The sequence below is a fragment of the Paenibacillus sp. Y5S-9 genome (assembly GCF_036894235.1).
GTDB lineage: Bacteria > Bacillota > Bacilli > Paenibacillales > Paenibacillaceae > Paenibacillus.
The window spans coordinates 972900-999850 of the sequence record NZ_CP145887.1 but is presented as its reverse complement, the minus strand read 5'-3'; the positions used below and the strand labels follow the sequence as shown (position 1 = coordinate 999850).

16 protein-coding genes and 1 rRNA gene are annotated in these 26951 nt (G+C 39.4%); all 17 read right to left on the bottom strand.

Annotation, left to right across the window (positions count from 1 at the left end; translation table 11 throughout):
- Window positions 1-128: 128 nt before the first annotated feature.
- Window positions 129-1681 (bottom strand): 16S ribosomal RNA (locus V6669_RS04425).
- A gap of 610 nt (window positions 1682-2291) precedes the next feature.
- Complete coding sequence (locus tag V6669_RS04420) at window positions 2292-3026, bottom strand: LytTR family DNA-binding domain-containing protein (protein ID WP_338591051.1); 735 nt, start codon at window positions 3024-3026, stop codon at window positions 2292-2294.
- A 72-nt stretch (window positions 3027-3098) separates the two neighbouring features.
- The gene (locus V6669_RS04415) at window positions 3099-4400 is read right to left on the bottom strand and encodes a GHKL domain-containing protein (protein ID WP_338591049.1); all 1302 of its coding nucleotides are present in this window, start codon (window positions 4398-4400) and stop codon (window positions 3099-3101) included.
- A 217-nt stretch (window positions 4401-4617) separates the two neighbouring features.
- Entirely contained in the window at window positions 4618-4767 is a 150-nt protein-coding gene (locus tag V6669_RS04410; RefSeq protein WP_338594834.1) for a cyclic lactone autoinducer peptide, read from the bottom strand.
- Complete coding sequence (locus V6669_RS04405) at window positions 4748-5449, bottom strand: accessory gene regulator B family protein (RefSeq protein WP_338591047.1); 702 nt, start codon at window positions 5447-5449, stop codon at window positions 4748-4750. Before V6669_RS04405 ends, V6669_RS04410 begins: the two co-directional genes overlap by 20 nt.
- Window positions 5450-5609: 160 nt before the next feature.
- Window positions 5610-6281 (bottom strand): 4'-phosphopantetheinyl transferase superfamily protein, encoded by a 672-nt coding sequence (locus V6669_RS04400; protein WP_338591045.1) that lies wholly within the window; start codon window positions 6279-6281, stop codon window positions 5610-5612.
- Between the two features lie 11 nt (window positions 6282-6292).
- Window positions 6293-6949: a hypothetical protein gene (locus V6669_RS04395; RefSeq protein ID WP_338591043.1), complete on the bottom strand. Its 657-nt coding sequence runs from the start codon at window positions 6947-6949 to the stop codon at window positions 6293-6295.
- Window positions 6927-8522, bottom strand: coding sequence for a non-ribosomal peptide synthetase (locus tag V6669_RS04390; protein WP_338591041.1), 1596 nt, complete (start codon window positions 8520-8522; stop codon window positions 6927-6929). The genes V6669_RS04395 and V6669_RS04390 overlap by 23 nt, the downstream gene beginning before the upstream one ends.
- 14 nt (window positions 8523-8536) lie before the next feature.
- Window positions 8537-9262 carry a thioesterase domain-containing protein gene (locus V6669_RS04385; protein WP_338591039.1) on the bottom strand — a complete coding sequence of 242 codons (726 nt, stop codon included), beginning with the start codon at window positions 9260-9262 and terminating at the stop codon, window positions 8537-8539.
- A gap of 14 nt (window positions 9263-9276) precedes the next feature.
- On the bottom strand, window positions 9277-10494 hold the full coding sequence (locus V6669_RS04380; protein ID WP_338591037.1) for a beta-ketoacyl synthase N-terminal-like domain-containing protein: 1218 nt from the start codon (window positions 10492-10494) through the stop codon (window positions 9277-9279).
- On the bottom strand, window positions 10491-14984 hold the full coding sequence (locus V6669_RS04375; protein ID WP_338591035.1) for an SDR family NAD(P)-dependent oxidoreductase: 4494 nt from the start codon (window positions 14982-14984) through the stop codon (window positions 10491-10493). Before V6669_RS04375 ends, V6669_RS04380 begins: the two co-directional genes overlap by 4 nt.
- Before the next feature lie 24 nt (window positions 14985-15008).
- Window positions 15009-18785 carry an SDR family NAD(P)-dependent oxidoreductase gene (locus V6669_RS04370; RefSeq protein WP_338591033.1) on the bottom strand — a complete coding sequence of 1259 codons (3777 nt, stop codon included), beginning with the start codon at window positions 18783-18785 and terminating at the stop codon, window positions 15009-15011.
- Window positions 18786-18821: 36 nt separating this feature from the next.
- Window positions 18822-19982, bottom strand: a complete 1161-nt coding sequence (locus V6669_RS04365) for an ACP S-malonyltransferase (RefSeq protein WP_338591031.1) — start codon at window positions 19980-19982, stop codon at window positions 18822-18824.
- A 15-nt stretch (window positions 19983-19997) separates the two neighbouring features.
- Window positions 19998-21473: a condensation domain-containing protein gene (locus tag V6669_RS04360; RefSeq protein ID WP_338591029.1), complete on the bottom strand. Its 1476-nt coding sequence runs from the start codon at window positions 21471-21473 to the stop codon at window positions 19998-20000.
- A complete protein-coding gene (locus V6669_RS04355) occupies window positions 21454-23061 on the bottom strand; it encodes a non-ribosomal peptide synthetase (RefSeq protein WP_338591027.1) in 1608 nt (535 codons plus the stop codon). Before V6669_RS04355 ends, V6669_RS04360 begins: the two co-directional genes overlap by 20 nt.
- Before the next feature lie 14 nt (window positions 23062-23075).
- A complete protein-coding gene (locus V6669_RS04350; RefSeq protein ID WP_338591025.1) occupies window positions 23076-24215 on the bottom strand; it encodes a condensation domain-containing protein in 1140 nt (379 codons plus the stop codon).
- Complete coding sequence (locus V6669_RS04345; RefSeq protein ID WP_338591023.1) at window positions 24196-26853, bottom strand: condensation domain-containing protein; 2658 nt, start codon at window positions 26851-26853, stop codon at window positions 24196-24198. The genes V6669_RS04350 and V6669_RS04345 overlap by 20 nt, the downstream gene beginning before the upstream one ends.
- Window positions 26854-26951: the final 98 nt, after the last annotated feature.

Genomic DNA, 26951 nt, shown 5'->3' with positions numbered 1-26951 from the left:
AAAGAACAAGCTCCATGCAAAAGCAAGCTGTTTGAGAGTTTGAGCTCTCAAAACTGAGCAACGAGTGAGTGTTTTGCAGCTAAGCTGCATATTTGAATGTTTCCGTTGCAGGAAACGATTCTCCATAGAAAGGAGGTGATCCAGCCGCACCTTCCGATACGGCTACCTTGTTACGACTTCACCCCAATCATCTATCCCACCTTCGGCGGCTGGCTCCTTGCGGTTACCCCACCGACTTCGGGTGTTATAAACTCTCGTGGTGTGACGGGCGGTGTGTACAAGACCCGGGAACGTATTCACCGCGGCATGCTGATCCGCGATTACTAGCAATTCCGACTTCATGCAGGCGAGTTGCAGCCTGCAATCCGAACTGAGACCGGCTTTGTTGGGATTGGCTCCATCTCGCGATTTCGCAGCCCGTTGTACCGGCCATTGTAGTACGTGTGTAGCCCAGGTCATAAGGGGCATGATGATTTGACGTCATCCCCACCTTCCTCCGGTTTGTCACCGGCAGTCTATCTAGAGTGCCCATCCGAAATGCTGGCAACTAAATATAAGGGTTGCGCTCGTTGCGGGACTTAACCCAACATCTCACGACACGAGCTGACGACAACCATGCACCACCTGTCTAGCATGTCCCGAAGGAAAGGACTATCTCTAGCCCGGTCATGCTGATGTCAAGACCTGGTAAGGTTCTTCGCGTTGCTTCGAATTAAACCACATACTCCACTGCTTGTGCGGGTCCCCGTCAATTCCTTTGAGTTTCAGTCTTGCGACCGTACTCCCCAGGCGGAGTGCTTAATGTGTTAACTTCGGCACCAAGGGTATCGAAACCCCTAACACCTAGCACTCATCGTTTACGGCGTGGACTACCAGGGTATCTAATCCTGTTTGCTCCCCACGCTTTCGCGCCTCAGCGTCAGTTACAGCCCAGAGAGTCGCCTTCGCCACTGGTGTTCCTCCACATATCTACGCATTTCACCGCTACACGTGGAATTCCACTCTCCTCTTCTGCACTCAAGTCACCCAGTTTCCAGTGCGATCCGGGGTTGAGCCCCGGGATTAAACACCAGACTTAAATGACCGCCTGCGCGCGCTTTACGCCCAATAATTCCGGACAACGCTTGCCCCCTACGTATTACCGCGGCTGCTGGCACGTAGTTAGCCGGGGCTTTCTTCTCAGGTACCGTCACCTTGAGAGCAGTTACTCTCCCAAGCGTTCTTCCCTGGCAACAGAGCTTTACGATCCGAAAACCTTCATCACTCACGCGGCATTGCTCCGTCAGGCTTTCGCCCATTGCGGAAGATTCCCTACTGCTGCCTCCCGTAGGAGTCTGGGCCGTGTCTCAGTCCCAGTGTGGCCGATCACCCTCTCAGGTCGGCTACGCATCGTCGCCTTGGTGAGCCGTTACCCCACCAACTAGCTAATGCGCCGCAGGCCCATCCCCAAGTGACAGATTGCTCCGTCTTTCCAGTTTCCTTCAGGCGAAGAAAACAACTATTCGGTATTAGCTACCGTTTCCGGTAGTTGTCCCAAACTTGAGGGCAGGTTGCCTACGTGTTACTCACCCGTCCGCCGCTAACCATCCGAGAAGCAAGCTTCTCATCAAGTCCGCTCGACTTGCATGTATTAGGCATGCCGCCAGCGTTCGTCCTGAGCCAGGATCAAACTCTCCAATAAAGTATTGAAAAGAGCGATAAGCTCATTTTGAATCTGACGAGATTAAAAATCTCATTTGTGCTCCAGTCGATTCAAGCCAAGGCTCGTCTCAAACTTTCGCGTTCATTCTGCAAGCAGAATGTTTACTCACTCGTTGTTCAGTTTTCAAAGATCAAACTTATTTCGTTACCGAATTTTGTTCTCTTCAGCAACTCTTATATAATATCATGTCCGAACCAACTTTGCAAGCTCTTTTTTTAAGATTCTTTCGAAGCTTATTTTGTTTGCTTGACGCACCGTGTATCTCGTGTTTTTTTGGCCGGAAATAGAATATACCATGCCATAAAAATAATTGCAACATTTATTTAGTTGATTTAATTCAATATAATTTCTCTTACCATATAATGCTGAATAGCACTTGGCTAGCCTATACAACATTGATCTCAAGTATTTCTTAAACTCAAATAAAAAAATACAATCCACGGGCATACATTACAAACATCTGGTATGTATCGTTTCACTTCATATTCATTGTACAACTCGAATTCACAATTTCCTTAAAATTGGAAAAAAAATAGTCCTCCTGTTATATAAACTGTTAACAGCTATACTACAGGAGGACTAAAATTAATCACTTTTGTACAATATCTTTTAGACCTTTTAAAAAACGACTGGAAGCATAACATATCTGACCATTTACCATTTGAATTTCTCTCGTAGCAAAGTCAATTTCTGCAATATTATCTTTATTCACTACATAGGAGTTGTGACACCGATAAAATCTGTTATCCATTTCAAGCAAAACCTTTAACTTCCCATAGAACTCAACTTGGCGATTCTTGGCATGTAAAATCACTTTATGTAATTGTGGGGAGGTCTCAAAGAATAAAATATCGTTGTATTCAATACTAATGACTTTATCCCCAGACTTTGTTTGAAATACTTTACGACTGCTTTGCTTATTTTGCACATATCGCTGATTTGCCGTATTTATACATTCGATAACTCGTTTTTGTATATCAGTAAAATTATCTTTTGTAATGTAATCCATTGCTTCAACTTTATAAGTGAATGTTAGATAGGTCAACTCTGAATGTGTCGTCACAAATACGATAGCTCCCTGAGTATCATATTGACGAATTTCCGCTCCCAGAGCAATTCCACTCTTTTCCTCCTGTATATCTACATCCAAGAAATATAAACCTGTTGTATTATTCTGTTGGAGATATTCAATAATATCGCTAGAATGTGCAGTAGAAATAACAACCTTCATATCTAAGTTCTCTATCATAATATAATCAGTCACATATTTGGTTAGACGTTTGCGTTGTTCTTCATCATCTTCACAAATAAAAATCTCCAACATGCCTTTCCCCCCCACTTAAAATGAGTTATTCTATATTCTACTACTAGACTATCTCTTCACATCATTGTTGACCTAGGATTCGAGCACTTCTACTACTTGAATAAATTTTTTTTCTTTGCGCTCGGTGTCCAGAGCAACACCCTTACATTGCGAAACCATCTCTTTTAAATTGCTAAGACCGAGTCCACGATTGTTGCCTTTAGTTGAAAAGCCTTTTTCAAAAAGTTTGTACAATTCAGGAGTTTCCTCTCTACAACTGTTCGTGACCACAATTAGTACTCCCTTTTCGTTACGAATCAGTGCTAAATTCACAAGTGGTTCATCACAATGAATTGCTTCTTCAATAGCATTATCTAATAGTATCCCTACACATCGGCATAATTGCACGGAATCCATACTGATACGTTCAATAGGCTCAATCACTTCAATTACTGCATCAATGTCCAATTCCTGTGCCTTAATCATTTTTGCAGAGATGACACCTTTTAACTCCTGTATTTTCAGATTATGCAATGCCCCCAACTTATATGTATTAGACTGCATCCCTTGACTAATTGGCATGATCTTTTCTTCAAAGTAAGTTTGTAACTGATCCATATCTTTATTACGAATAAATTCAGACATACTCAGAAGAATATTAATATAATCATGTCGGAATTTCTGCATGTCTGTATATAAGTGTTCCAAATTTTCCGTGTACTCCGTTAATTGTTCATACTGTTCCTGTTGATTTTGAAGTGATGACTCTTTCATCACTGTTCGCGTCAGGGCAACAAAAACTCCAATTAACAATACAAAATAGAATATAAAAAGAATACTATTGGCTTGAATGTTCTCATCTGAGAAACCTTGTCGTTGACCGATCCATATATTGATGTAAAAAATCACAACAGTAAAAATTGATAGTATCGTTAGATATAAACCGTATCTTTTTAAAAAGATATCATGACCACTCAACCTTATAAGAAGTACCCTAGCTATCGCACTCATTAGAAATGTTAAAAACATAATTCCCGTCAAAGAGAGTAACATATAAAATGAATTATTTTGAAGCGATTCATTGGAACCACCAATAATATTGATATTTATTACACCACATATGTAGTCACTTATGACCATGAAAATAAGCGTAATCGTTGGAATTAAAATACTCACGATAAGCTTTCTTGACTTGTAATATACACTTATTACTAGAAACAATAAAACGACAAAACTACTTGCTGATCCCATAACTAAAAAAAAGAAATATCCAAGAATTATTGAAAAAGTAACCATAAAAGCAATATACTTCTTACTTAAGTGATCCTTCAACATGATAGGAATAGATAAACTAAAGGTTACCATTTGTATTATAGAGCCAAAAATCAATAACATTATCAATAACCCTTCTCTCTATGTGATGAAGATTACCTCAGTCTATATTGTAATTAATCCTTAATTAAACATTATAATCCATTAGCATGAGAATATAATCATGATTATATGAAATAATGTAAAATATATCAACAAAATAGTCTATCTTACTGTTTCACCAGTCTATAACTGGGTACAAAGTAAGGTAGACTATTAGGGTAATGCAGGTTATATTTAACTATTTATTATTTTTTAACAATAACTCACATGGGATTTTAGTCTCATAATTAAAAAGTGAACAACTCGTTTCCATCGCAATTTCTCCACTTTTAATGGCCATTACCTCCATTGATTTCGCTACATTATTCTTAAATCCGTCCAACAGCATCTGTTTCATATTTTTCATAATTTCTAACACTCCTCTTAAGTATTTTGTATGTTACGGGAAGAATTGAAATGATCTGTAACAACATGCCTGCCATCATTAATGTTTTCACCGTGTGAATTGGACATAACAGAGCAATAAAGGTGAGAAAAGCTGCTGTTCGTACAGAAGCTTTTCTCAGTTTCTTTCTTCTCTCCACTCCAAGTAGTGGGAATTTGTCGGTGTCTGCTGGCGCATAACGATACAGAAGTACTACAGAAATCATTCCAATAATCAAAACCATATAGTTGTCAATCATTATGTACGAGCATATGTAAGGTGAACCAACGAATAAGATGATGCTGATCAGGCTGCATCTGAAGCTTGTACTGGCATGCAATCCAAATGATATACGACGGACTGCATAATACGTTGCATGTACAATTAACGTTTCCATAAGCATATTTAATAGGAGAGCTAAACCATAAACCAAAACACTTTTAGTGATATTAATCAATAACGTTTCAATACCAAGCTTCATCTTTAAGTATTGAATGTGTTCTCCATCACGCTCCTTGTTAATCCATAATGCAATTTTACTAGCCAATGTTTCCGTTAAACTTATATGTACTGCGGCTTGTTCCTGTATGTTGATCACCTCTCTGGTACTAATATTAAGGGAATAAAGACCTATATTTCCGTTCATTTCATACTATTATTCCTTTCCATCACAACCGTATATGATCTATCATTGTATATGTCATAAGCGCTTCAAAATGTCACGTAACTGCATGAAAAGACAAAACCACCACCATTTCGCAGTCTTCAAGACTACGGAATTGGTGGTGGTTTATTTATTTCTTGACTCAGGAAGCAATGAGTAATCCCAGTACCTCCTTTACATCGACTTTTTGTGGTACAACCAAACTACAGATTTCTTTTTCATCTTTCATAAAACTATATGCTGTAAGGAACGGAAATCGTTTGAATTGTATTCGAAATACTTCTTGTCCATGTATAATTTCTGAAACAACTTCACTTATCTCATAGATTGAATAATCAGCCAAGAGTCCCATTTTCAACGCTTTCCCCAGTGCTTCTTTGCAACTGAAAAACATATAGGCAAATTGTAAGGCTGGATAACGATGTTCTATAAGCTTTTTCTCAGCTTTACTAAGCATTTCTTCAATTGGAATATCGGAACGTATAGTTTCTATGTCTACTCCGACTACGTTATCCTTGCTATAAAGCACAGAGAAAGCATATGTCTTGGAATGACTTAATCCTACTTCGAACAGATTGTCATGGATCACCGGAAAACGCAGGCTCCCATATTCAACAGAGATATTATTCATTTCCCCATGATATGAGGGAATTTGATCCTTTAGATTTTTTTTTATAGCATATCGTCCAACCAGAAACTCTTTCCTTCTGTTTTCATTGGTTATGTTATCGTAGATTTCATGTTCATAAGGACTCAAGATGTCACCAGCCTTAATCTCTTGCTCACTGATTGCAATCAGATTTGGACTAATCATACGTATTCACCTCAATGTGCTATCATTCTTGATCTTAAGTGCAGCATATAGAGCACTAGCAAATCAATGATAAAACCTGCATTTACCAACATTATAAATCCAAGATAAATACTCTGGCCGATTGAATCAATTGGAAACTTAACTAGAATAACTGCTGAGATAAAGAGACTCACACCTGCACACCAAGGTACTACTTTTGAAGATCTATAATGAACTTTACGATAGAGACCCATAGCAATCATCAGTATACCGGGAAGAAGAAGTGAATCCTGTATATTGAAAAAGTTAACATCACCAGTTCCAAACGTATACACAGGGAGTTTTATACATAAGATAATACCTGTAATAATTAATAGATTGTCTATCCATTTACGATGTTTTCCAAGCATGATGGCAAACCAGGCTGTAAAAATATTCAGATAGGATAACGTAATAACGAATAATGAGAACGCAATTCCACCAATAAACCAATATGTTTCCGAAGGAAGAAACTGATCCTCTCCTACATAGTGGAGAAAGAGTACAATGTATACACCTACAACTATTAATTTCAATCCCCAATACCACTTCATACTTCCCGTAAATGTTTTTCTAAATGAAGGATTTTGACCCGCTTGATGTAGCTCATACTTTCGGAGCAAAAAATCATAAATTGTACGCTGCATCATATTCTTCTCCTAACATTTTGGTAATCTCGCTAACTGTTGGATTCTCAATAATATCAAAGAAGCTGAGATCGCTATGGAACGAATGATTAATCTCTCTTGCAATCTCCCAGATCGTAATTGAATCGATGGCGAACTCAAACAAATTTGTCTGTTCAGTGATGTCCGCATTCAAATACCGCTGTAAAATTCGAATGAGCCTTTTATTTTTTGTAAGAAAATAATGCTCGTACAAGGTTTTAGTATCTGTCTTCCCGTTTCCTGTCAAAGGCAATTCGCTAACGTAAGCTATTTTGGACGGGATCATGTAAATAGGAAGTAATCGCTTCAGTTGGCTTGCTATATTCTCTTGGCGTGTTGTAACAGCAAGGTAGATCTTTTTATCCTGAACAAATGCATGACAGTTGGAAATACCCAAAGATTTTACAGTAGATTCGATTTCCTGAAGATCAATTCGGTAACCATTAATTTTAACTTGGGTATCTTTTCTTCCCATATAGATTATTCGGCCGTCTGGATTCATCCGTACCAGGTCGCCCGTCTTATACACAGGTAGGCCATTCCAAATAACAAATGATTCCTTGGTCTTCTCAGAGTTTCCAAGGTATCCCAAGGCGACTCCCTTCCCTGCGGTGTAAAGTTCTCCTTCGTTACTTTCTTGACCTTGCTCATTTACGATATATACTTGCGTTCCGAAAAATGGAGTTCCTATCGCGATCTCATCCACTGAACCTTCCATTACATCTATTGTAGTGAACACAGTATTCTCCGTAGGTCCATATCCGTTGATAACTTTAGTAAACGGCAGAACCTTCTGTACATGGGACAAGCTTAGTTGCTCCCCACCGACAATAACATGACTTAATTTCTTGAACATTTCAGGTTTTTTATCCACCCAAAAGTTAAACAAGGAACTCGTTACCCACATGATATCTATTTCTTGTTGAATTCGTTTTTCAACCAGATAAATGTTCAGAACCTCTGTTTTGGAAAGTAATGCAATGGTCATACCACTAAGCAATCCTCCCCAGACCTCAATAATTGAAGCATCAAACTCAAGAGGACTGATATGGGAAATTGTTTTCGCCGGATCCCATTCCAAACGTTCTTCATGTAATAATCGCACCACTCCACGATCAGGAATTCCTACTGCCTTAGGAAGTGATGTTGTGCCCGAAGTGAAAATGACATAACACATTTGATCCTTTGATCTCGTTACACATGGCCACTCTTCCATTCTTTGATGATCTACCTCAAAAACAGATTCGATTGTTATCTTAATATCCAGTGTCTGTCTCATGTACTCCTTACGAGTCTCTGGATAGTCTTTATTGATAACCGTATATGCTGCGCCATGTTTTAATATAGCGATCATCGCAGCAATAGCTTCTATACTTCGCTCCAATTCAATAGCAACAATCTCATTAACAGATACCCCTTTTTCTTTTAGCCAGTCATAGTATTGGTTAGACAAAGCATTCAACTCTCCATAAGTAACCGTACGATTCGTTTCAGAAATGGCAATCTTGTTTTTATACCTCTCCACACTTTGCTGCAGCATTCCAAGTAAACTCATATCTTAACCCCTCCTCAGAAAATAGTAGTATTCGAATTCGTAATAAAATCAATAACATCCAGACTAACTTGATTCTGGTGATCATATAAGAAGAAATGTCCAGAAGGGTAGAAATGATACTGTACATCATTCTCGGAAAGGTCTGTCCAATGATCTTCATCGGTGACAGATAGATCCTGCTGACCTAGAAAAACAGCAATCTGAACTTTTTCATCAAACGTATGGCTCTGATAGTTATTGACGACATTGTAAGCATTAACTGAATTAATGTCATTGCGTAATGCTGGCAAAAAAAGCTTACGCATCTGTGCAGAATCAAACTGCCCTTCTTTAATCAATCCGTAATGTTTGCAGCGCAGAAGAAGTTCCTCATCTCCTGATAGATCCTCGTGTCGAATATCTATACGATGAGGTGGGGTAGCGGCCATAAAAATCAGTTTGACAACGTTGTACCCCTCCCTGATTAGCATTTGTGCAACTTCATAGGCAACGATTGAACCCATACTGTATCCAAGTATAATGATCTCTTCTTCTTTGTTCATTGTTGCTGTAATTTTCGTGTAAAGATCGGCAGCATTCTCTTGAATGGACTGGTGCGATGTTTCAGAAAAGCGTCTTCCATGCCCTGCATATTCCACAGACATGATCTGCATATGGGGATACTTAATTTTTATTTGATTCTGTAATTCAACAAATACATTTACATGAGCTCCAGCATAAGGAAAACATATCATTTGCATATCTGCTACCCCCTCTATCCTTCATGACCGTCCATATGAATGACTAAGTTATAAACGTTACCATGCATGGAATACATGGGCATTGTAATCCAATGGTAGTCATTCACTTGAGTCGTCCATTGGTCCGATTCTATCTTGCCTATATATGAGTTTGGCTGATTAACATAACGGCCCTGTAACTCTGTTTTATTTTTCTTCGATTCCAGCAAACGACATAATCCTACTAATCCATAATATCCAATCATATATTGAGCATGTTGTTTAAGATATCCTCCCTTTAAACCGGGGAAAACCTTCTGCACATTTTTCAAACAGGAGAACTCAGCAGTATCATCAATCTCATTACCTCTTCCATAGAGGTCCATAAATATATCATCTGTAGGAAGCACACCAGCATCTTCCAAAGATTGAAGCACAAGTTTTTTAACTGCATTACGATTAATTACAGGACTTCCCATAGTGCCTAAGGTAATATCTTTAATTTCAGCAAGAATATGATCTCCATCTGCAAGGGCTTGCTGCCTTTCTTTAAGTAGAAAGGCAGCGCCTCCTTCTGAAAAATAGTGCCCCGAAGCACCTTGTTCAAACGGTTGGACGAATCGATCAGAACCGAACCCAAATTTGGACAACTCATGTGGAAATGGCATCGTACTGGCGGAAGAACCACCGACCAAGGCTGTATTAAACTTCCCTTTCTTTATGGCGTTATATCCGCTATATAAAGCGCCAATACCTGAAGTTGACGCTTCGCTTACCATTTGTATTGCTGGCGGCCTGGATAAACGTAGCATTTTCAGATACGCCAATGGATCAAGCAACTCTACAGCCTTCATGAAATCAATGTCCTGCATCCCCAAGTAGGCCGATTTGGATATCAAGTCCGTCTGTGCACTTCCGTTTGACACCAACACATCGTGTTTCGTTGTCATAACATTCTGATTAATGAGTGACTGGAACAACGATAATGTGATTCTTTCACTGGAGAGCAAATATTTTGTTTTTTCATCAACTATGCCTTCTAAATCAAATCTTTCTTCAATTGATGGATAGAAGATCCCTTCGAATGAGTTAGCTCCGTGAAAATCTTGACTGAACCGTTCACTTAATTGCTTTATTCTGTTTCCCCAGAGCCTGTCCTTGTTTTGGAGAAGTTGCTCCGCATGCGAATCGTCTATAGCCGGCATATCACAGCGGTAGTCTACAATGACGACACGAGAACTGTTTTTAATCATGCCGCAGCCTCTTCCATCAGCTCTTTCACATACTCACTTAGCTGCACAATGGTTGGGTAAATAAAGACATCAGCCACTTCTATATCAATGTTAAATTGCTCTGCAATAGGCCCGTAAATGCCAAATGCTTTTAGAGAATCTCCACCCAGATCGGTAAAGCTCTTCTGCACATCAATCTCATCGAGATCAAGCACTGAAGCGAATACAACAGTAACAAATTTTTCAACATCATCCTGGCGATCTGTCCCAGTAACAGTTAAAGAACTAAAATCTTTGATCTGGTATGGGCGATCTTCCTCTGCTTCTCCTTCTGAATTAGGACGAGCTCTCTCATGACCGTAATCGCCTGGTAGATGGATATAACCACCTAAATACTCTCCTATCTTAGATGTGTTAAATTCACCTGCAATAAAACCGGAGTCTCCCGTCTGAAGCGAAAGTTTAATATATTCTCTGCCTTCCATGTTAGAAACAGACTTCATTAAGAGATGTTCATCCGCAGCATCCAGATCTCCGAAATCAAGGGCCATTCCCGTCTCTTTCCATCCTGGCCACTGTATTGCTGTTATCAAAGAATCAGATAGTGCTGTTCCTTCCAAATATGCGTTAGCAACGGTATAAGAGAACTGGCCGGCAGAACCTGTAATTGTAGTCATTGAAGAACTGGTAACAAAAAATTGTAGCTTGTCTGTATTAACATACTTGCGGAGCAAAAGTGTCCCGGTAACCTTAGGTGCTATAATGTTTTTGAAATCATCTTCCATTTTGGAGAACAACATGCCTTCCTCTGGCACTCCCGCCAAATGAATAATTCCAGCTATATTATATTTCGCTAGAATTTTAGTTATCGCTTTCTGTACGTCAGACTCATGTGAAATATCGCAAGGGTAGAACTTCAGGTTAGCCCCTTTAGATATCAGCTTATTGATTTTATTAAGTTTGCTGTCTTCATACGGTGTACGTTCTTGTTTGGAAGCGAGGGCTGCTTGGATATCTGTACGTCCCAATACCGCTATGTGTACTTCAGCATTAATATCGAGTAGCTGCTCAATGTATTCAAGTCCTATGCCTCCGTATCCCCCTGTGACAATAACGCAATCGTCTTTCACCAAATTTACGGGTCGATGCTTCAAATCTTTATTTTCAATGAGAGATTCTTCATATATTATTCCATCATCAACAATGACTTTTTTACCATCCAGTTCACTGAATGCAGCAAGCCGTAACAACTCGTTGATATTAAACTCGGAGATCTGAATCATTTGTGTAGTGAAACCTGTGTTTTCCAAACCCACAATACGACCTGAACTCAACATTGCATATTGAAGCGGGTTAATTTGAAGCTGGTCTTTTTCCAAAGCAAGACCCTGATCGGCTGCGAAAATTAATTTAGCGCCTCTTTTTAGCAACTTGTTAGCTGTCTTGGCAAATAGGAAGTAATTCAACATCTCTTCTTCAATTTTCCCTGGATCAGTTATTTCCAATCCAATCCATGGTGCATAAATAACCACATCATATCTAATTCCCGTTGTTATCTGATCTAATTGTTTATAATTCACACGACTTATCGTAGAAAATTCAGGCGTGATAACCCGATCATTACTTATAAGTAATACTTGTTTGTCCGCCCCGTGTTCAACTTCCCTATTTGTAAACTCAACTGTTGAACGTTCCCACCCAATAGTATGAAGATAAGGCTTAAATAACATATTGGCGAAGGACTTCATGATATATTTATCCACATAAGCAACAAGATCTCCTTGATCATTGTACACATGAATATGCGCAGTGATTACATCATGATCTCCTGTAATGTCATAAAGAAGCTCGGTGACGGAATACATTTTTCTGGTGAACCTTACTCCTGTATAGGTAAACCGACCATAAGACAAAGGAAGGTAGGTCTTCTGGCGAGCCTGAGCCCTCTCATATACCATTGCCCCCAGAATTCCATCCAACATGGAAGGATGCAGATGATAGGCTTCCAAATCTTCGAGAAATTCCTCTTGCAGATTAAGTGAGAGAAGTAATTTGGAATCGTTCATATGAACCATCCGGAAGTCCTGAGCGATAAAGTTCCAACGCCCTTTAAAGAAGTTATTCTCCTCTTCTGTACTTCCCATTGCTGTAGGCTTCAATTGATTGTGTACTTCTGAGGACAAATCAAGCTTATGCTTCTCCATTACTTCCTGAGGTTTGAGGGTAAAGACTGCATGAGTCGTATACTGCTCTAGATCATCATTCTCATAAGAGAGAACCTCAATATCCAGTTGCTTGGCGGACAGCTTGTTAACATGAATCAGGAAACGTTTATCTGTTTTGTCATTTAGCTGAATCAGATTTTTGAAATACAATTTTTCTAGCGTAAACGCAGGTTCATCAAAATATAAGGAAGCTAGTTCAGCGGCCAATTCGGTATAGGTGGTCCCCGAGAACGTACGCTTACCTCCAATCCGATGATCATCTACGAACCAATCATCTGGGGATAAGTTGACTTGGTATACATCCGATTTGGCGGATCTAATAACTTGTTCTTGAATCAATGTCGCTTTCACTGAAAGACTCAGGCCTGATTGAACAGGTGGACTATATCGTTTAACTGTCGCCCATAGAATATCAGATTTGAATTCGTAACCTGGTAATGTTACAGTTCTAGCCTTCTGATACGGGTATTCGTCGAATTTTGTTTCGTACCCATCCAATTTGAGTTGAATAAGTCCGTTCAGATCAAACTGTCTAAAGTCTGTTTTCAATTGATAGTGGATAAGTTTTTTCATATCAGCTGTTACTTCATGGTCATTCGTCGTAAAGATTCCTTCTGCTGGCACTCGGTCTTCCAACAATGTGATCGCAGCTCTTACTTTTGTCAAAAATTCTTCCATCGAGCTAGCCTGGAAACCAACACCTGTATTAAACCAGTTTCTTCTATGAATAAGGGTATATGAAATATCTTGTAACCTATATGCACTCATGTATTCTTCATGTTTCACATACTTGTACAACATCTTGATTAACTGATCAGGCGATTGTGCAGTGAAAACAAATGGAAAGGCACATTGATCATTATCCGACTCGTTTATAGCGTGCTCGTATTCCTCAAGAATCACATGAGCATTGGTGCCGCTGAATCCGAAGGAACTGATTCCTCCCCGACGCGGGTATTTTCCTTTAATCCACTTCTCAGCCTGGGTAGGAATGTAGAATGGACTGTCCACAAACTTGATATATTCATTCGGAGCTTCAAAAGAATGGTTTGGAAAGATCTCCTGATTGCGAAGTGCAAGCGACATCTTAATCAGTCCGCCTACCCCTGCTGCTCCTACGGTATGACCAATATTTTCTTTCAAACTTGTCAATGCACAAAAACCGCGTTTGTTCACATATTTTTTGTATGCGTCCGTTAGCCCTCGAACTTCAATCGGATCGCCAAGTTTCGTACCCGTTCCATGTGCATCAATGTAATCTACCGTTTCAGGTGAAATATGACTGCTTGTATAGGCATCCAGTAGAAGATCCTTTTGAGCATGTGGATTAGGAGCAGTCAAACCGTTAGATTTTCCATCACTATTAATCATACTGCCACGAATAATGGAATAAATGTTGTCATTGTCTGCGATGGCATCCTTCAACCTTTTAAGAATGACAATACCTACACCTTCGCCAAAGATTGTTCCTTGAGATTCAGCATCAAATACTTTCAGGAAGGAACGTGGTGTCTCCACATTACTGTATTGATCGAGTACACTACCTTGACGCGGGAAAAGTCCGAGTGCAATACCGCCGACAATTGCTGTATCAATTTCTTTATCCCGAAGTGTCTTCAATGCCAGATGTGCAGCCACCAGTGAGGAGGAACAAGCTGTATCAACTACAAACGAACCTCCAGACAAGTTATAAATATAGTTGAGACGACTTGCCAGTATGCCTTCCCAGTTTCCTGAGTTTATATGGTTGGAGTCCTCTTCAATCTCAGAACGATAACTTGCTGTTATGGATTTGTCTTTGCCTATATATATAGCCGTTTTACTATCCTTAACATCCGATAAGCGAATACCTGCATCTTCCAGAGCAAGATAGGAGTGCTTCATAACCAAACGATGCGTGGGATCAATATATCTAGCCTCATCCTGACTAATACCGAAAAAGTCATAATCAAAGGTATCAATATCCTCAAGATACGACCCCTTTTCTTTACACAATCTGTCTAGGAATTCCTCAGGTGTAATCTTCAAATGTTTAGCTCCGTTGTGCAGATAAGTGTGATCTTCGGGAATATAACCAATTCGACCTTTGGGAAACTCCTTAAACCCCTGTTTTCCGTTTTTGACAGTTTGGTAAAACTCAAAGGTATCCTTAATATCACTGTATTCACACGACATACCCACTATGGCAATATCATCTGGAATAATCTCTTCTAACAAACCTTTGCCTACTGCTGAATCGAGTTGGCCCTTTTGAATCTGACCGAAGATATACTCACTCGCCTTCATGTTCAATCGCCTCTTTCATAATTATTATTTATTGAGAAATGCTAACATCTCTGCTGCATCATAATGACCATCGCTCTGTTCGGCCGTTGCCTCCTGGTTGTCCAGTTGATTAATAAGATCAACTTGACCCTGTATCGTTGCAATAGAGAACAATGTGGTTACATCGAATTGTCCCGGAAAAGCAAGATTCAATTCATCACATAAATGTACGATCGTAATAGAGTCCCCACCTTGTTCAAAGAAGCTAACATTGTAGTCGTAATCATCTTCACCCAACGTTCTTTGCCATGCTGCAACGATATGATCTTCAACATGATTAGAACCTGTGTTTACCTTCTCTACTTGTTCCTTTTTTTGCATTTTCATAACAGGACTGAAGAGAGAAGAATATTCATCAGCTGCACGTTTTAACTTAAAGATAGAAGCTGACTTGGCATTTGATTGAATAAATAGATTTAATAGTGGAATGCCATCTGCACTGGCTAATTTCTCGAAATAATAATCTTCCATTCCTGCTGACATACCTACATCCTGCCAACCCGTTAAATTGAGGACTCTTACGTTCGTACTAGTTAAGGACAAGCCCGATTGATACGCATTAGCCATAGAATACTCCGCTTGTCCCATTGCCCCAATAACACCAGCTAGTGATGAGAAATGAATAATTTCTTTAGCTTCTGGGAAATACATTCCCAACAGATATGAACCTTCTATTTTTCCTCTTGTCTTCGAACAAAACTCATTCCTGGACTTTGTAATAAACAATCCCTGAGCCGGTTCACCTGCAAAATTCAGAATATAATCAAGCTTGCCATGATATTGAGCAGCTAAAGCAGAAACCTCTTCCTCATTAGATATATCCAACTTGAGATAACTCACATTATCCCTTAACGGTAGACCATCCCACGCAGTTCTTCTTCCTGCAGCTAAAATTTGGATGTCAGCATATCGGTCAGCCAAATCTCTTGTGTATGCCTCACCGATTCCAGAACTAGCCCCAACAATCAGTACAGTAGTACCTTCAGGGAATTTGTCCTGGGATGATTCATCTACTTTCAAACTCTTCAAGCGCAGGATGTAGAACTTACCTTCCCGGTGAATAATATGTTGCTCAGACCCATAGTCAACTCGCCCTACTTCCATTGAGTATGTATGGTCTGTATCCACAACAATGACTTCACTATTCACTTCCAGTCTTAAGGCATAGGCTCCCATAGCGATGGAACGATTTAAAGCATTCATTTTTGCATATTCAGTCTTCTTACCTGTGTATCCCAAAACTCCTGAATTTACATAATAAAACTTTTTCATATGCAGTATTTTGTTTAAATCAATTAGCACTTTTCCAAGGGTATACGTCTCATCCGCAATACGATCTATCTCTGTATAATTCCGGTCCCACAGGTACACATGTTGGATGATATCTTTCTCTTGAAGCCCCATCGCCCTTTCGCTGATTTCTGCTAGGTCTGTAAAATAAGCTATTGGACTATCAAATTCGAGCTGTGAACGCAAGGATTCATGTACAAAATGGATCACTTCGGATGAGCTATACGAATGTTGTGCAAATGTTGCGGGTATAATCTCTTCTTGCTTAAAGTATGAACTCGATCCTTCCTTGTTAAGAGCATTTTTTACTTTATAATGATCAGCAGATAGAATAAGATTCCACTGTCCATCGAACAACTTAACATTGAGTGAGAGGATGACGTTTCCTCTTTCATCCATAGTACGATCTACTAATTCTATTTCGGAATAGAACTCATCTCCTACAAGTTCAAACTGCTCAAAACGGATATCACTCCAATACCAAGGAAACACAATCTGTTCCGGTTCAGCCATTCGATTTAGTGCATTGAAGGCAGGATCGAGAATGGAGGGATAAAAGTTATACATTGAGAATTCCACTTTGTAATCTGAAGGAGGTCTCAGCTTAACTACAGCTCTTGTATGTTCCTGATTAGCCCATAAGCGATCTACTACATCCCATCTTCGGGATACAGCAATATCCTCTCCTCCTTCACCTCCAACTTGGCTAGTTACAGCGACTTCCACAAGTTCTCCTGCTCTAATAGCCTGATCCAGCTGGGTAGCCGCTCTTATTACCGGATTGTGCATTGAAGATTTATCATATAATTCAAACTGAAGCCAAGTCTTCAACACTCCTGAAGTCGTATATGTTACAACCACCTTTAAGGTTTTCTTATCAAGTTTGAGTAGAACGTTTAGGGGACCATCCTGAACCGCCATCTGATTCATAATGTGAAGACCATTAATGTCATACTGTTCAAGAGTGTATGGTGTACAACCTAACCCCTGGGCTATCATTTCGAAGATACTGGTACCTACAAGCAGATGTTTGCCATTGAATTGATGTTCATGAATCTCCCACTGTCTCTTACTGTGTAAAGGAAACTGCACGATAAGCCACTCATCTGTTTCCAAGCGTTGAAGATCATCTTGTACTGTGAATGAATTTTCATCCAATGGAAACCAGTAACTCTTTAAATTCAGTGGCAACTCCTTAACTTCGGATGGCACCGAACCGCTATATTGTTGAAGAATAACGTGAGCGTTTGTACCTGTCATGCCAAAAGAGCTAATACCTGCAAGCGCATATTCTTCCAGCGGAACAGAACGATCCGGAATATAGAAAGCCGATGTTTCAAAATCAATCTCTTCATTAGGAATCTGGAAATCCGGATGAGGTAACACTAAGCGATTACGTAAAGATAAGGTCGACTTAATCAATGAGAACAATCCTGATGTAACATCCAGATGTCCGAAATTGGACTTACATGCTGTCAAAGCAATTTTCTGTTTTGTTTTAACACGCTCTGAAAAGTAATTACTCAAGCTCTCAAATTCGATCGTGTCCCCTATCGCCGTCCCCGTACCGTGAGCCTCAATAAACGCCAGCTGCTGCATCTCATTCTGAAGGGGAGCCCAAGCCTGCTCTATCAGCCGTTCTTGCGCATCCGGGTTAGGCGAAGACATATTCATCGTTTGACCATCGTTATTCATGGCATAGCTACGGATCAGACCATAGATAAAGTTACCATCCCGTTCTGCATCCTCCTTCCGTTTGAGAATGACAGAACCTACCCCCTCCCCAATGGATGTGCCTGTGCTTCGATCATCAAAGGTGCGCGTCCTCGCATCTGTTGCCAAAATGTCAACCAGTTTATCGGACTTGTACCCTGGTTTTACATAAAGATTAGAACTAACTACTATAGCCTGATCAATAATACCTTGTCTAAGATCATTTGATGCTTGAATAATAGATACTAATGACGATGAACAGGCCGTATCGGTCATTATTGAAGCACCACGTAGGTCATAGATATATTGGATTCGACTTGATATAGTCGAGTTTAACATCCCAAGCAGATCCGGTTTCAACCTACGCTGCTGTAACAATAATTGATATTGATACTGCTGTGTAGAGTTCACACTTGCGTAAACACTGGTTTGCGTACCGCGGATATTCTCAAGACAACCAGCATCATTCAGTGCTCGGGTGACTGATAGTAGAGTCATTCTCTGATTAGGATCCATATAATCAGCACTTTTTTGTGCTATATTGAAATATTTATGATCAAATTGATCGATATGTTCAAGGTATGAACCTGGCATGAATATATCCTCATTAACCAGTTCACCAATCTGTGCATGTCTGTTATTCGGGAATTTTCCTACGGAAATTCGCTTGTCTCGAATTTTATTCCATGCATCATTCATATTCACACACCCTGGAAGCATAAGATCCATACCGATAATGGCGATATCTCCTAAACTCAATAGTTCTCCTCCTCTCCTTACTCAGCTTCTAGGGAATTATCCCGCTTTCCAGGCTAATTTGTTACGATAATGCATAATTTGTTCCTCTGGAACTTTTTTCGTCCGAAGAATGAGCTCCAACAATGACAACGTTTTTTCCACATCCTCCGCAGTTGCCTCTTTTCCAATCTGTGATTTAATCTGGTTATATCCACTAATCACAATATTTTCATATGCTTCTGGATCTTCATTATTATTTTTGGTCGAGACAATAATTCCTAGCGCTCGAGAAAAGACACTGTAGTGTTTATTGACTTCGATATCATCTTTCAGTTCCTTAATAAGCTTTGAGAATTGCTCTTCGTTGTGTAGGGTGTGGACTTGAACCTGATTGCCAAGCATTTTAACAAACATCCCATTTGGAGATAAATCAATGAATAATTGCACGCCCTGCTTCACCGCGTAATCTACAGATTGAGTCCAGCGAACTGGATTTATCATTTGACTGGAAATTCCTTTTTGAATATTCGAAGGTTGATATGTTCTTGCGAATTCGTTACTAATTACTTCAGTACTCCAATACGGATTAAAAGTAAAACTGTTCAACTGGTTGTACACTTCTTCAGCTGCTTCTTTCATGTAATGAGTGTGAAAAGCGCCACTGACTCCTAAAGGAACAGACTCTATCTTATTTTGTTTGACGAAGTCCTGTAGATTATCCTTCCTACCGGCAATAACCGTTTGTTTGGAAGAATTATAATTGGCTACAAAGATGTCTTGTCTACCATCCAACCATGCTTCTACCTTCTCCGGTGAAGCAAACACAGCTGTCATGCCTGTACTTTCTTGTGTATCAATAGCTTTTTTCATAGCCGTTCCTCGCACATCTACCAGTTTTAATCCCGAACTGTAGCTTAATGCACCTGCAATAGTTAGCGCTGTAATCTCACCCAGGCTGTGTCCAAGGACGACACTAGGATATAAACCCACATGTTCCCGGTACAATTGATACATGCACATGGACCCTACATAAGTTGCCAATTGTGCTTTTCTTGTGTCTTGGCTTAGATCAGAGCAGAACCACTCTCGAATCGGCTCCTGCAATTGTGCCTCTGCTTGCTCAATCCATTTTAGTGTTTGTTTATTTTTCAGCCATATTTCTTTTACTTCTTCGCTGATTTTAGTTCCTTGTCCCGCCAACATTAATGCAATTTTCATATCACGTTGTCCTCCTTATAATCGTTCAAGAATTATTTTTGTAAGCATTTCGGAAGTATAGTGATTAAAGAAATCACTTATTTTCAGATTCACTTTGAATTGTTCGCGTATTCTTTTTTTGAACTTTACCAAGAGTGTCGAATCCATACCGAGATCAAAAAAGCTCTCTTCTGCGTGTACAGTCTGCTCATTCAGCAGTGTACACACCATCCCGGATACCTCTTTAAATATAACTTCATAATTGTCTTCACTTAAGATAACGCTTGGAGAAATGGTATCCCTATCTGGTTTAATTTCATCTTTCAAACGTAGAATTTGATCCAGCCCTACTTCTGTATCAGCGTATACTACATGGACATTACGACAAAATATAGATAACAGTTGTTCCATATCTTCCGAACTATATTCACTAGATATCATTGTTATATGAAGTTCATTCAGATGTTTATATATCGAAAAGTGAAGACCATATTTTTCATCGCGGTATGTCTCGATTTCATGGAGTGTTATTTCATGCTCATGACTAAGTGTAGTCTCGATCAGACTTCCTGACTTGTAGTCAAATATGATATCCCTAAATATGTTCATACAGTTCATGGACTCCCGATATCTCACATCATCATAATGGCTATTCGTTGTCATATCCTTGAATATCTGTTGTTGAACTTCTGCAGTTAGTAGCTCAACGCTTGAATAATTCTGTGGCTCAAGCCTCTTATGAAAAGGAACTAGCTGAACAAAGTTTCCAAGTGCTCTGAAATTGGTCTGATTCCTACCCAAATACGGATAAGCCAGATACACGGAGTTATGGTTCAACCAGCCAGCAACACTTATTGCAAACGCAGTAAGACATAAAGAGAAATCGGTGTATTTATGTTTGACTATATTCCCCAGTTTTATAGTTTCACTTCGGTAGTTCACATGCTCAATTTGTTTATTGAGTAACCGAGACTTGAATCCTTCATAATCTCCGAAATTTACTGTAACACGCTGTGAGTTATGATTAGAAACAGTATGTTCATTCACAGTACTACATCGGAAAAGCAATGGCTCTTCCGAGAGATATGCTGCAATTACATCTTGTAAAAATAGATTAATACTTAAGCCATCAAGTAACGCATGATGTACATTAACAAAAAGGTAATCATTGGTTTCATCCGCCACCTTACATAATACAATTTTGACTAACTCTTTATCTTCAACCGATATCAAATGAGAATCAAGCATTGCTTGGGGTTCAAAAATAGACTGTGAGCAAATTTCGATTGTAGGTACTGCTGTCGTGATCCATCTTTCGATGTCAGAACCAATTCGATAAGAAGTCCGGAAAATATCATAATGTTCAAAGTACACTGTCAGCAGATTATACATTTTGGCAATATTGAGCCCTTTCCCAAACTTCACAATCATGGGAATATTATAAGCTGTAGGATTTAGTATACTGCTATTAATAATTCTTTTCTCACTATCACTAGCCGGCTTTAGCATCATTCACAATCTCTCCTAAGGTGCGCGTAAATAGCATATCCAGATCCATCGGATAACCCTCTCCTCCTAGTTTCCAGATGACTTCCATTGCTTTAATAGAGTCACCACCCAGTTCCAGAAAGGTCTTATTCATGATTAGCTCAATTTGGAGTACACTTGTAATGACTTCTGCAACCTTATTCATACTGTTGGACTCCTGGTCTTTATGTTGGTTCATTGCTTGCATGTCTGTTTTACCATTCTTATTCATCGGGATTTTGTCCACCACCTTAACCGTTGGTATCATATAATCTGGAAGTATATTGCGAAGATGCTGCCGGAATGGTTCCAGTTCGATCATATCCGTTACAAATAGGTACAGACGTTTACCATCGAAATGAGCAAGACATTCTTTATTCAGGCCATAGTTGTATGCACATCGTTCAATCTCGCCAAGTTCGATTCGATATCCAGAGACTTTAACCTGCCGATCTATTCGCTCGATATAGCTCAATTCTCCATCTGTACCTTCATAAACAACATCGCCTGTCCGATAATAGCGTTGCCCCTCCCAGTACGCAAACGCTTTTTGATTCGCTTGATCATTGTCAATGTATCCTCTCATCAATCCGGAGTCAGATAACAATAATTCCCCTTGTTCCCCGTGACTCACCGGTATACCACTTTCATCCAGAATGAGATAATTCCCCTGGTCAAACATCTTCCCAATCGGAATTTCTGTTTCATCCCCTTTTATCTTATATCGGGTTGCAAAGACTGTTGTCTCCGTTGGGCCATACATATTGTACACGTTACAATATTGCGCCGCTTCATGCAGATGTTTGATAGAAGCACGTTCACCACCCGTTAAAATGAGTTGTAGCTTCCCAAGGTCCTCCACACATTCTTCAACATACAGATTGAACAAACGTGTTGTTAGGAATACCGTATCTATCTCTGTCAAAATCTCTGGAATAATATCAAAGTCAAGACTGTCGTCCTTACTCACCATTCTAAGTGTCATTCCATTTAGTAACCCGCCAAAAATTTCGTAGACTGATGCATCGAATTCAAGAGGAGCAAATTGACCAATTACATTGCCCCGATAGAATTCCTTCTGCCTCACAATTTTTTCAATGGACCGATCCTGAATAGCTACAGCCTTAGGCTCGCCAGTTGATCCTGAAGTGAAGATAATGTACAAAAGACTGTCTCCTTGGCGAGAAGTACGCTTTACTCCCAATACGTCTTGTACCCCATTTTGAAGAGCACTCTCTTTCTTCTCTATTTCATTAAGACTATGAAGTGTGACTTTGCCATTCACTTTAGTACGCATTTTATTTTTGCGATAGTCCGGATAATCTTGAGGGATGACACAATATGCAGCCCCCGCTCGGACAACTCCAAGCATAAGAATGACCGCTTCCAACTTATCCTCCGCCTCAATAGTTACTACATCTTCATTGGCAATTTTTTGCCGAATTAAATATGAAGCTACCTTGGCTGTTAACTTATCCAATTGACCATACGTAAGTGTCTTTGAAGACCCCTTAATTGCTGTCTTCTCCTTATACGTATTGAAGCTCCACTCTAATTCTTCTAATACATTCATCAGAAATCCCCCTATTAGACAAGACAGCTTTCCAGCGTTGTATCGATTTGATCTAACATAAAACGAACCTGCATTTCACTGTATTTGCTTGGATTAAATTCAATTTCGATCTGTGCTTCACCATTCACTAGAAAAACACGGATATATAGTTCAAATTTGTTTAAGTTATCCGCAGGAATATATCGAAAGTAATTAAACATGTCTTCTTCGTAGGAATAGACAACCGGGTGATCAATAGTACATAGTGTTAGTGGTTCCTTGCCCCGCTTTGCGAACGCATTGAGATTGTCCAAGGATATTTGTTTGATGGTTGTTAAAGTGTCACGTCCCCTTACAATTTTTCGGGACTGCATCTGTACAAAACAACCGATCTCATGAAATGCCCCCATACTCATACGCCAATTACCTATGGTTCCATAAACGCTGCCTGTGCAAGTCTGTTCTAATACCGATTCCCATAATCCTTGAAAAACTGAATTCTTGGTTACTTTCAACGCTGTTGAGATTTGCTCAATATGTTTAAATTGTTTAGGTTTCAAGAGTTTTATCAGACGACCTAAATGACTATTTCTAGTTGTTACCTGAACATTTTGTTCAAATAATCTTAAGAATTCTTCCTTAGTAAAAGAAGACCTATTGGTTTGTAACTCATTAATTCGTTGATAGAAGCCAAAGTCACTATATGGAGAATTCCGTGATCGTCCTTCTAGGTGATCCATAAACATAGATTCAAAATTTCTAATTCCCCATCCGTCAATACAGATATGGTGAAATTCAATTAGCAAATACCTCTTTTGTTCATACTCTGCGAATTGAGTTCTCCATGGATATTCTTTTGTGAGATCGATCATTTCCTTCCTTTGCTTCAGATATATTTCGGGATGTTCATCTAAAGAGATATGTGGAATCTCAAATTGAATTGCATCCAAACGATGATAAAACTGTCTAAACATTCGGCGCTCCGCATCATAAGTATAACGGGTCTGCAATGTTGGACATTCCTGTAATGTAATCAAAAGAGCAGTGTAAACTTCATTAAGATCAACGTTTTCTGGAATTTCATAAATGAAGGGCAGACGATACACAGGCAAATTATTGCAGATATACATTTTTCGTTGTATATACGTCAGTTCACTAGATTGAAGAAGTTCCATCTGATGTTAACACCCCTTCAATATCCATAGAAATTCCTTGAAACTCCCTTAAAGCTTGCTCAAATATAACAACCATCCGTCTTTCTTCTTCCGAGTCATATACGTTACGATCGAAATATACACTCAGTTGGGAATTTGAGATACCTCTACGCAGTTGAACGAAAATTTGAAACTTGGATAATCCGTCAAATTCAATTGTTTGATCAAATATAGATGAATCCTCAGGCTCATCCCCTTCTTGCAACGTTTGAAAAACAACACGGGGATAGGTTAGATTAAATCCATTTTGATTCAACTCCATCAGAGAAACCGTTTGGTTCATTCTTGCAATATATAGACTTCTCTTCAGAATATCCGAATTCGTAGTAGAGAAGAACAAGGGTAACACTCTTGCAAATGAACCAATTACCTGACTAGTTCGTGCTATAACGCGCCCATGATAAACAGCACCAATATAACCCTCTTCGTAATCAAAATATCTGGATAATGAATAATGGACTACTTTAAGTATCCTTAATTCTGTCTCTTCGAAATTTTGTGTGCCTGTATCCAGGTTCCAGTGATATTGATGAAAGTATCCACTCCCAAGAGACGATTTACCCGGGTTATAGAATTGTTTGTAAGGAAGAAGACTTTCCCACTGCTGAAGGGCTATAGACGTAGCATTACTGTACTCCTCTGCCAATGAAGCATACTGCGAATAAACAGGTTTTCGGTAGTTATAACACTCTGTTATCTGCTTTTTAAGGATCTGAATACCCATATGGTCAATAAGTAAATGGTGAATATTGAAGTACAGATACATATCTCCTGTCGACTTCAAATGAACAAGTTTAAAGTCCCATAATTTCGAGTGCGGATGTATACGAAGTGTCTCCTGCTCTAGCTGTAGTTCGCATAACGCTCCTACATCCACTAATTCAATATGTACCTGCCGCTCAGGTATTACTGAAGCCATAAACTGACCGTCCTGCATTTCAAATGAAGTGAAAAAAATATCATTTCCTTGAATAACCTGTTCAATAGCTTCCTTAACCCTTTCCATATGACTGGCTGCCTGAGAGGTTAGACGAAATGCATAACTTACATTGTACATATCCGTATTTATGAACCGAAAACTATCAATAAAGACGGTTTTCAAGAAGCCCGGAAGATGATAACGATTAGAATCATTCGATTCTGGCCCATCCTCCTTTTCTGCAATGGACTTTTTACTGAGTTTCTGTTTCAATTCTCCAATTGTAGAGGAAGTATAAATATCATGGTAAGACAATTCAACTTCATAGTACTCGTAGGCATCCGTGATAATCTGAGCAATTTCGAAAGAAGTGATATCCGTATCCAGTAGATTATCCTCATCGTTATATCGCTCAAGAAGAAGTTGAAGTGTCGAGCTCCGTTGAGCTTTACCAGCAATAGTAGTCGCGCTGTTTTTTTGCTGAACTTCACCTTTCTCGCTACTTACTTCCTGCCCACTAACACTTAACTGCTCATCGAGATTAATACTATCCAACTCAAGTATCATCTCTCCCAAACGATCGCATATGCCCTTTACTAAGGTGTTATCGTAACGAAACTCCATACACAGACCATCTTCATATTCATTAAATTGTGTATGGTTATCATATTTGTACAGATAATCTCCCAGAACAAATGCTGAGAACACTTCAGAATGGGCAATTGGATCTGACATTCGTGTATAAGAGACTACCAAGTCAAAACCCATCGCGCCAAGGAGATTCATATATTCTTCATAAGTTAATGCACCTGAAGATTCAATAGCCACAAAAAAATCTTTGAAAAGATCTTTAGCGTTATCCTTATAACTCAGCTTATCTGACAATTGGAATGGGTAAGGAACAACATCTGTAAAATTACCAATATGTTTCTGCTCTGTCTGATGATTCCGCCGAGATATAACTATCCCGAACCGGGATTGCCTACGCTCCGTTGCAAGAGCTAATGCATATAATATGACACCAAATTTGGTAATCCGGAGTTTTTGAGCCAATGATCCAATAGCTCCCCATACATTTGATGGAAATTTGACTTTACCATAGATAGGATTTTCCAAATACTCCTGAGCAGAGAAAAGGGATTGAGTCTTAAATGATTCGAAATAGTCACGGATCTTGGATGAATCTTCTTCTCGAATCGTTTGGGACTTCTCCGTCATATCATACAGATCAGCAGGAACAGAGAATTCTCCATTAAGCACTGAATATTCCAAAGCAGTAAAAAATTCATTCATTGAATCACCATCAAAAACCAAATGATGGATAAGAAATTCAATTCTGCATTCCGCTTCATTGATATAATATTTTGCCAGCCCTTCTCCCTCAAAAACATTCAGCTTGGTATTCTGTAGAGGAGCATGACTTCTAAATGAATTAGGAGCGTTTAACTTAGAACAAAAAGTATACCGGGACTCCTCCTTAATAATGGTTAGTCCCAAATTTTTATGGCCTTCCATTACTCGTTCAATAGCATCAGCTATATAAGAAGCTGTCCACTTAGGATCATATTTCACGGAAAAAAATATATCATAATTCTTACGATGTTTCTCCGCATACAGAATCTTTTCGTGTAGAGATGATAGATCGGATAGTTCGATTGTTTGCGCAACCTGAATAGCCAAGATAATCCTTCCTCCTATCTCCATCGTGTATCCCCGGTATCTCCTTCATTTGAGGATTTACCGGGAAAACGATGTTCCGCTATGTTTTATACTACGGA

Coding starts and splice junctions, on each gene's coding strand:
- V6669_RS04420 (WP_338591051.1), bottom strand. CDS start 3,026: ATGTTGGAGATTTTTATTTGTGAAGATGATGAAGAACAACGCAAACGT.
- V6669_RS04415 (WP_338591049.1), bottom strand. CDS start 4,400: ATGTTATTGATTTTTGGCTCTATAATACAAATGGTAACCTTTAGTTTA.
- V6669_RS04410 (WP_338594834.1), bottom strand. CDS start 4,767: ATGCTGTTGGACGGATTTAAGAATAATGTAGCGAAATCAATGGAGGTA.
- V6669_RS04405 (WP_338591047.1), bottom strand. CDS start 5,449: ATGAACGGAAATATAGGTCTTTATTCCCTTAATATTAGTACCAGAGAG.
- V6669_RS04400 (WP_338591045.1), bottom strand. CDS start 6,281: ATGATTAGTCCAAATCTGATTGCAATCAGTGAGCAAGAGATTAAGGCT.
- V6669_RS04395 (WP_338591043.1), bottom strand. CDS start 6,949: ATGATGCAGCGTACAATTTATGATTTTTTGCTCCGAAAGTATGAGCTA.
- V6669_RS04390 (WP_338591041.1), bottom strand. CDS start 8,522: ATGAGTTTACTTGGAATGCTGCAGCAAAGTGTGGAGAGGTATAAAAAC.
- V6669_RS04385 (WP_338591039.1), bottom strand. CDS start 9,262: ATGCAAATGATATGTTTTCCTTATGCTGGAGCTCATGTAAATGTATTT.
- V6669_RS04380 (WP_338591037.1), bottom strand. CDS start 10,494: ATGATTAAAAACAGTTCTCGTGTCGTCATTGTAGACTACCGCTGTGAT.
- V6669_RS04375 (WP_338591035.1), bottom strand. CDS start 14,984: ATGAAGGCGAGTGAGTATATCTTCGGTCAGATTCAAAAGGGCCAACTC.
- V6669_RS04365 (WP_338591031.1), bottom strand. CDS start 19,982: ATGAAAATTGCATTAATGTTGGCGGGACAAGGAACTAAAATCAGCGAA.
- V6669_RS04360 (WP_338591029.1), bottom strand. CDS start 21,473: ATGATGCTAAAGCCGGCTAGTGATAGTGAGAAAAGAATTATTAATAGC.
- V6669_RS04355 (WP_338591027.1), bottom strand. CDS start 23,061: ATGAATGTATTAGAAGAATTAGAGTGGAGCTTCAATACGTATAAGGAG.
- V6669_RS04350 (WP_338591025.1), bottom strand. CDS start 24,215: ATGGAACTTCTTCAATCTAGTGAACTGACGTATATACAACGAAAAATG.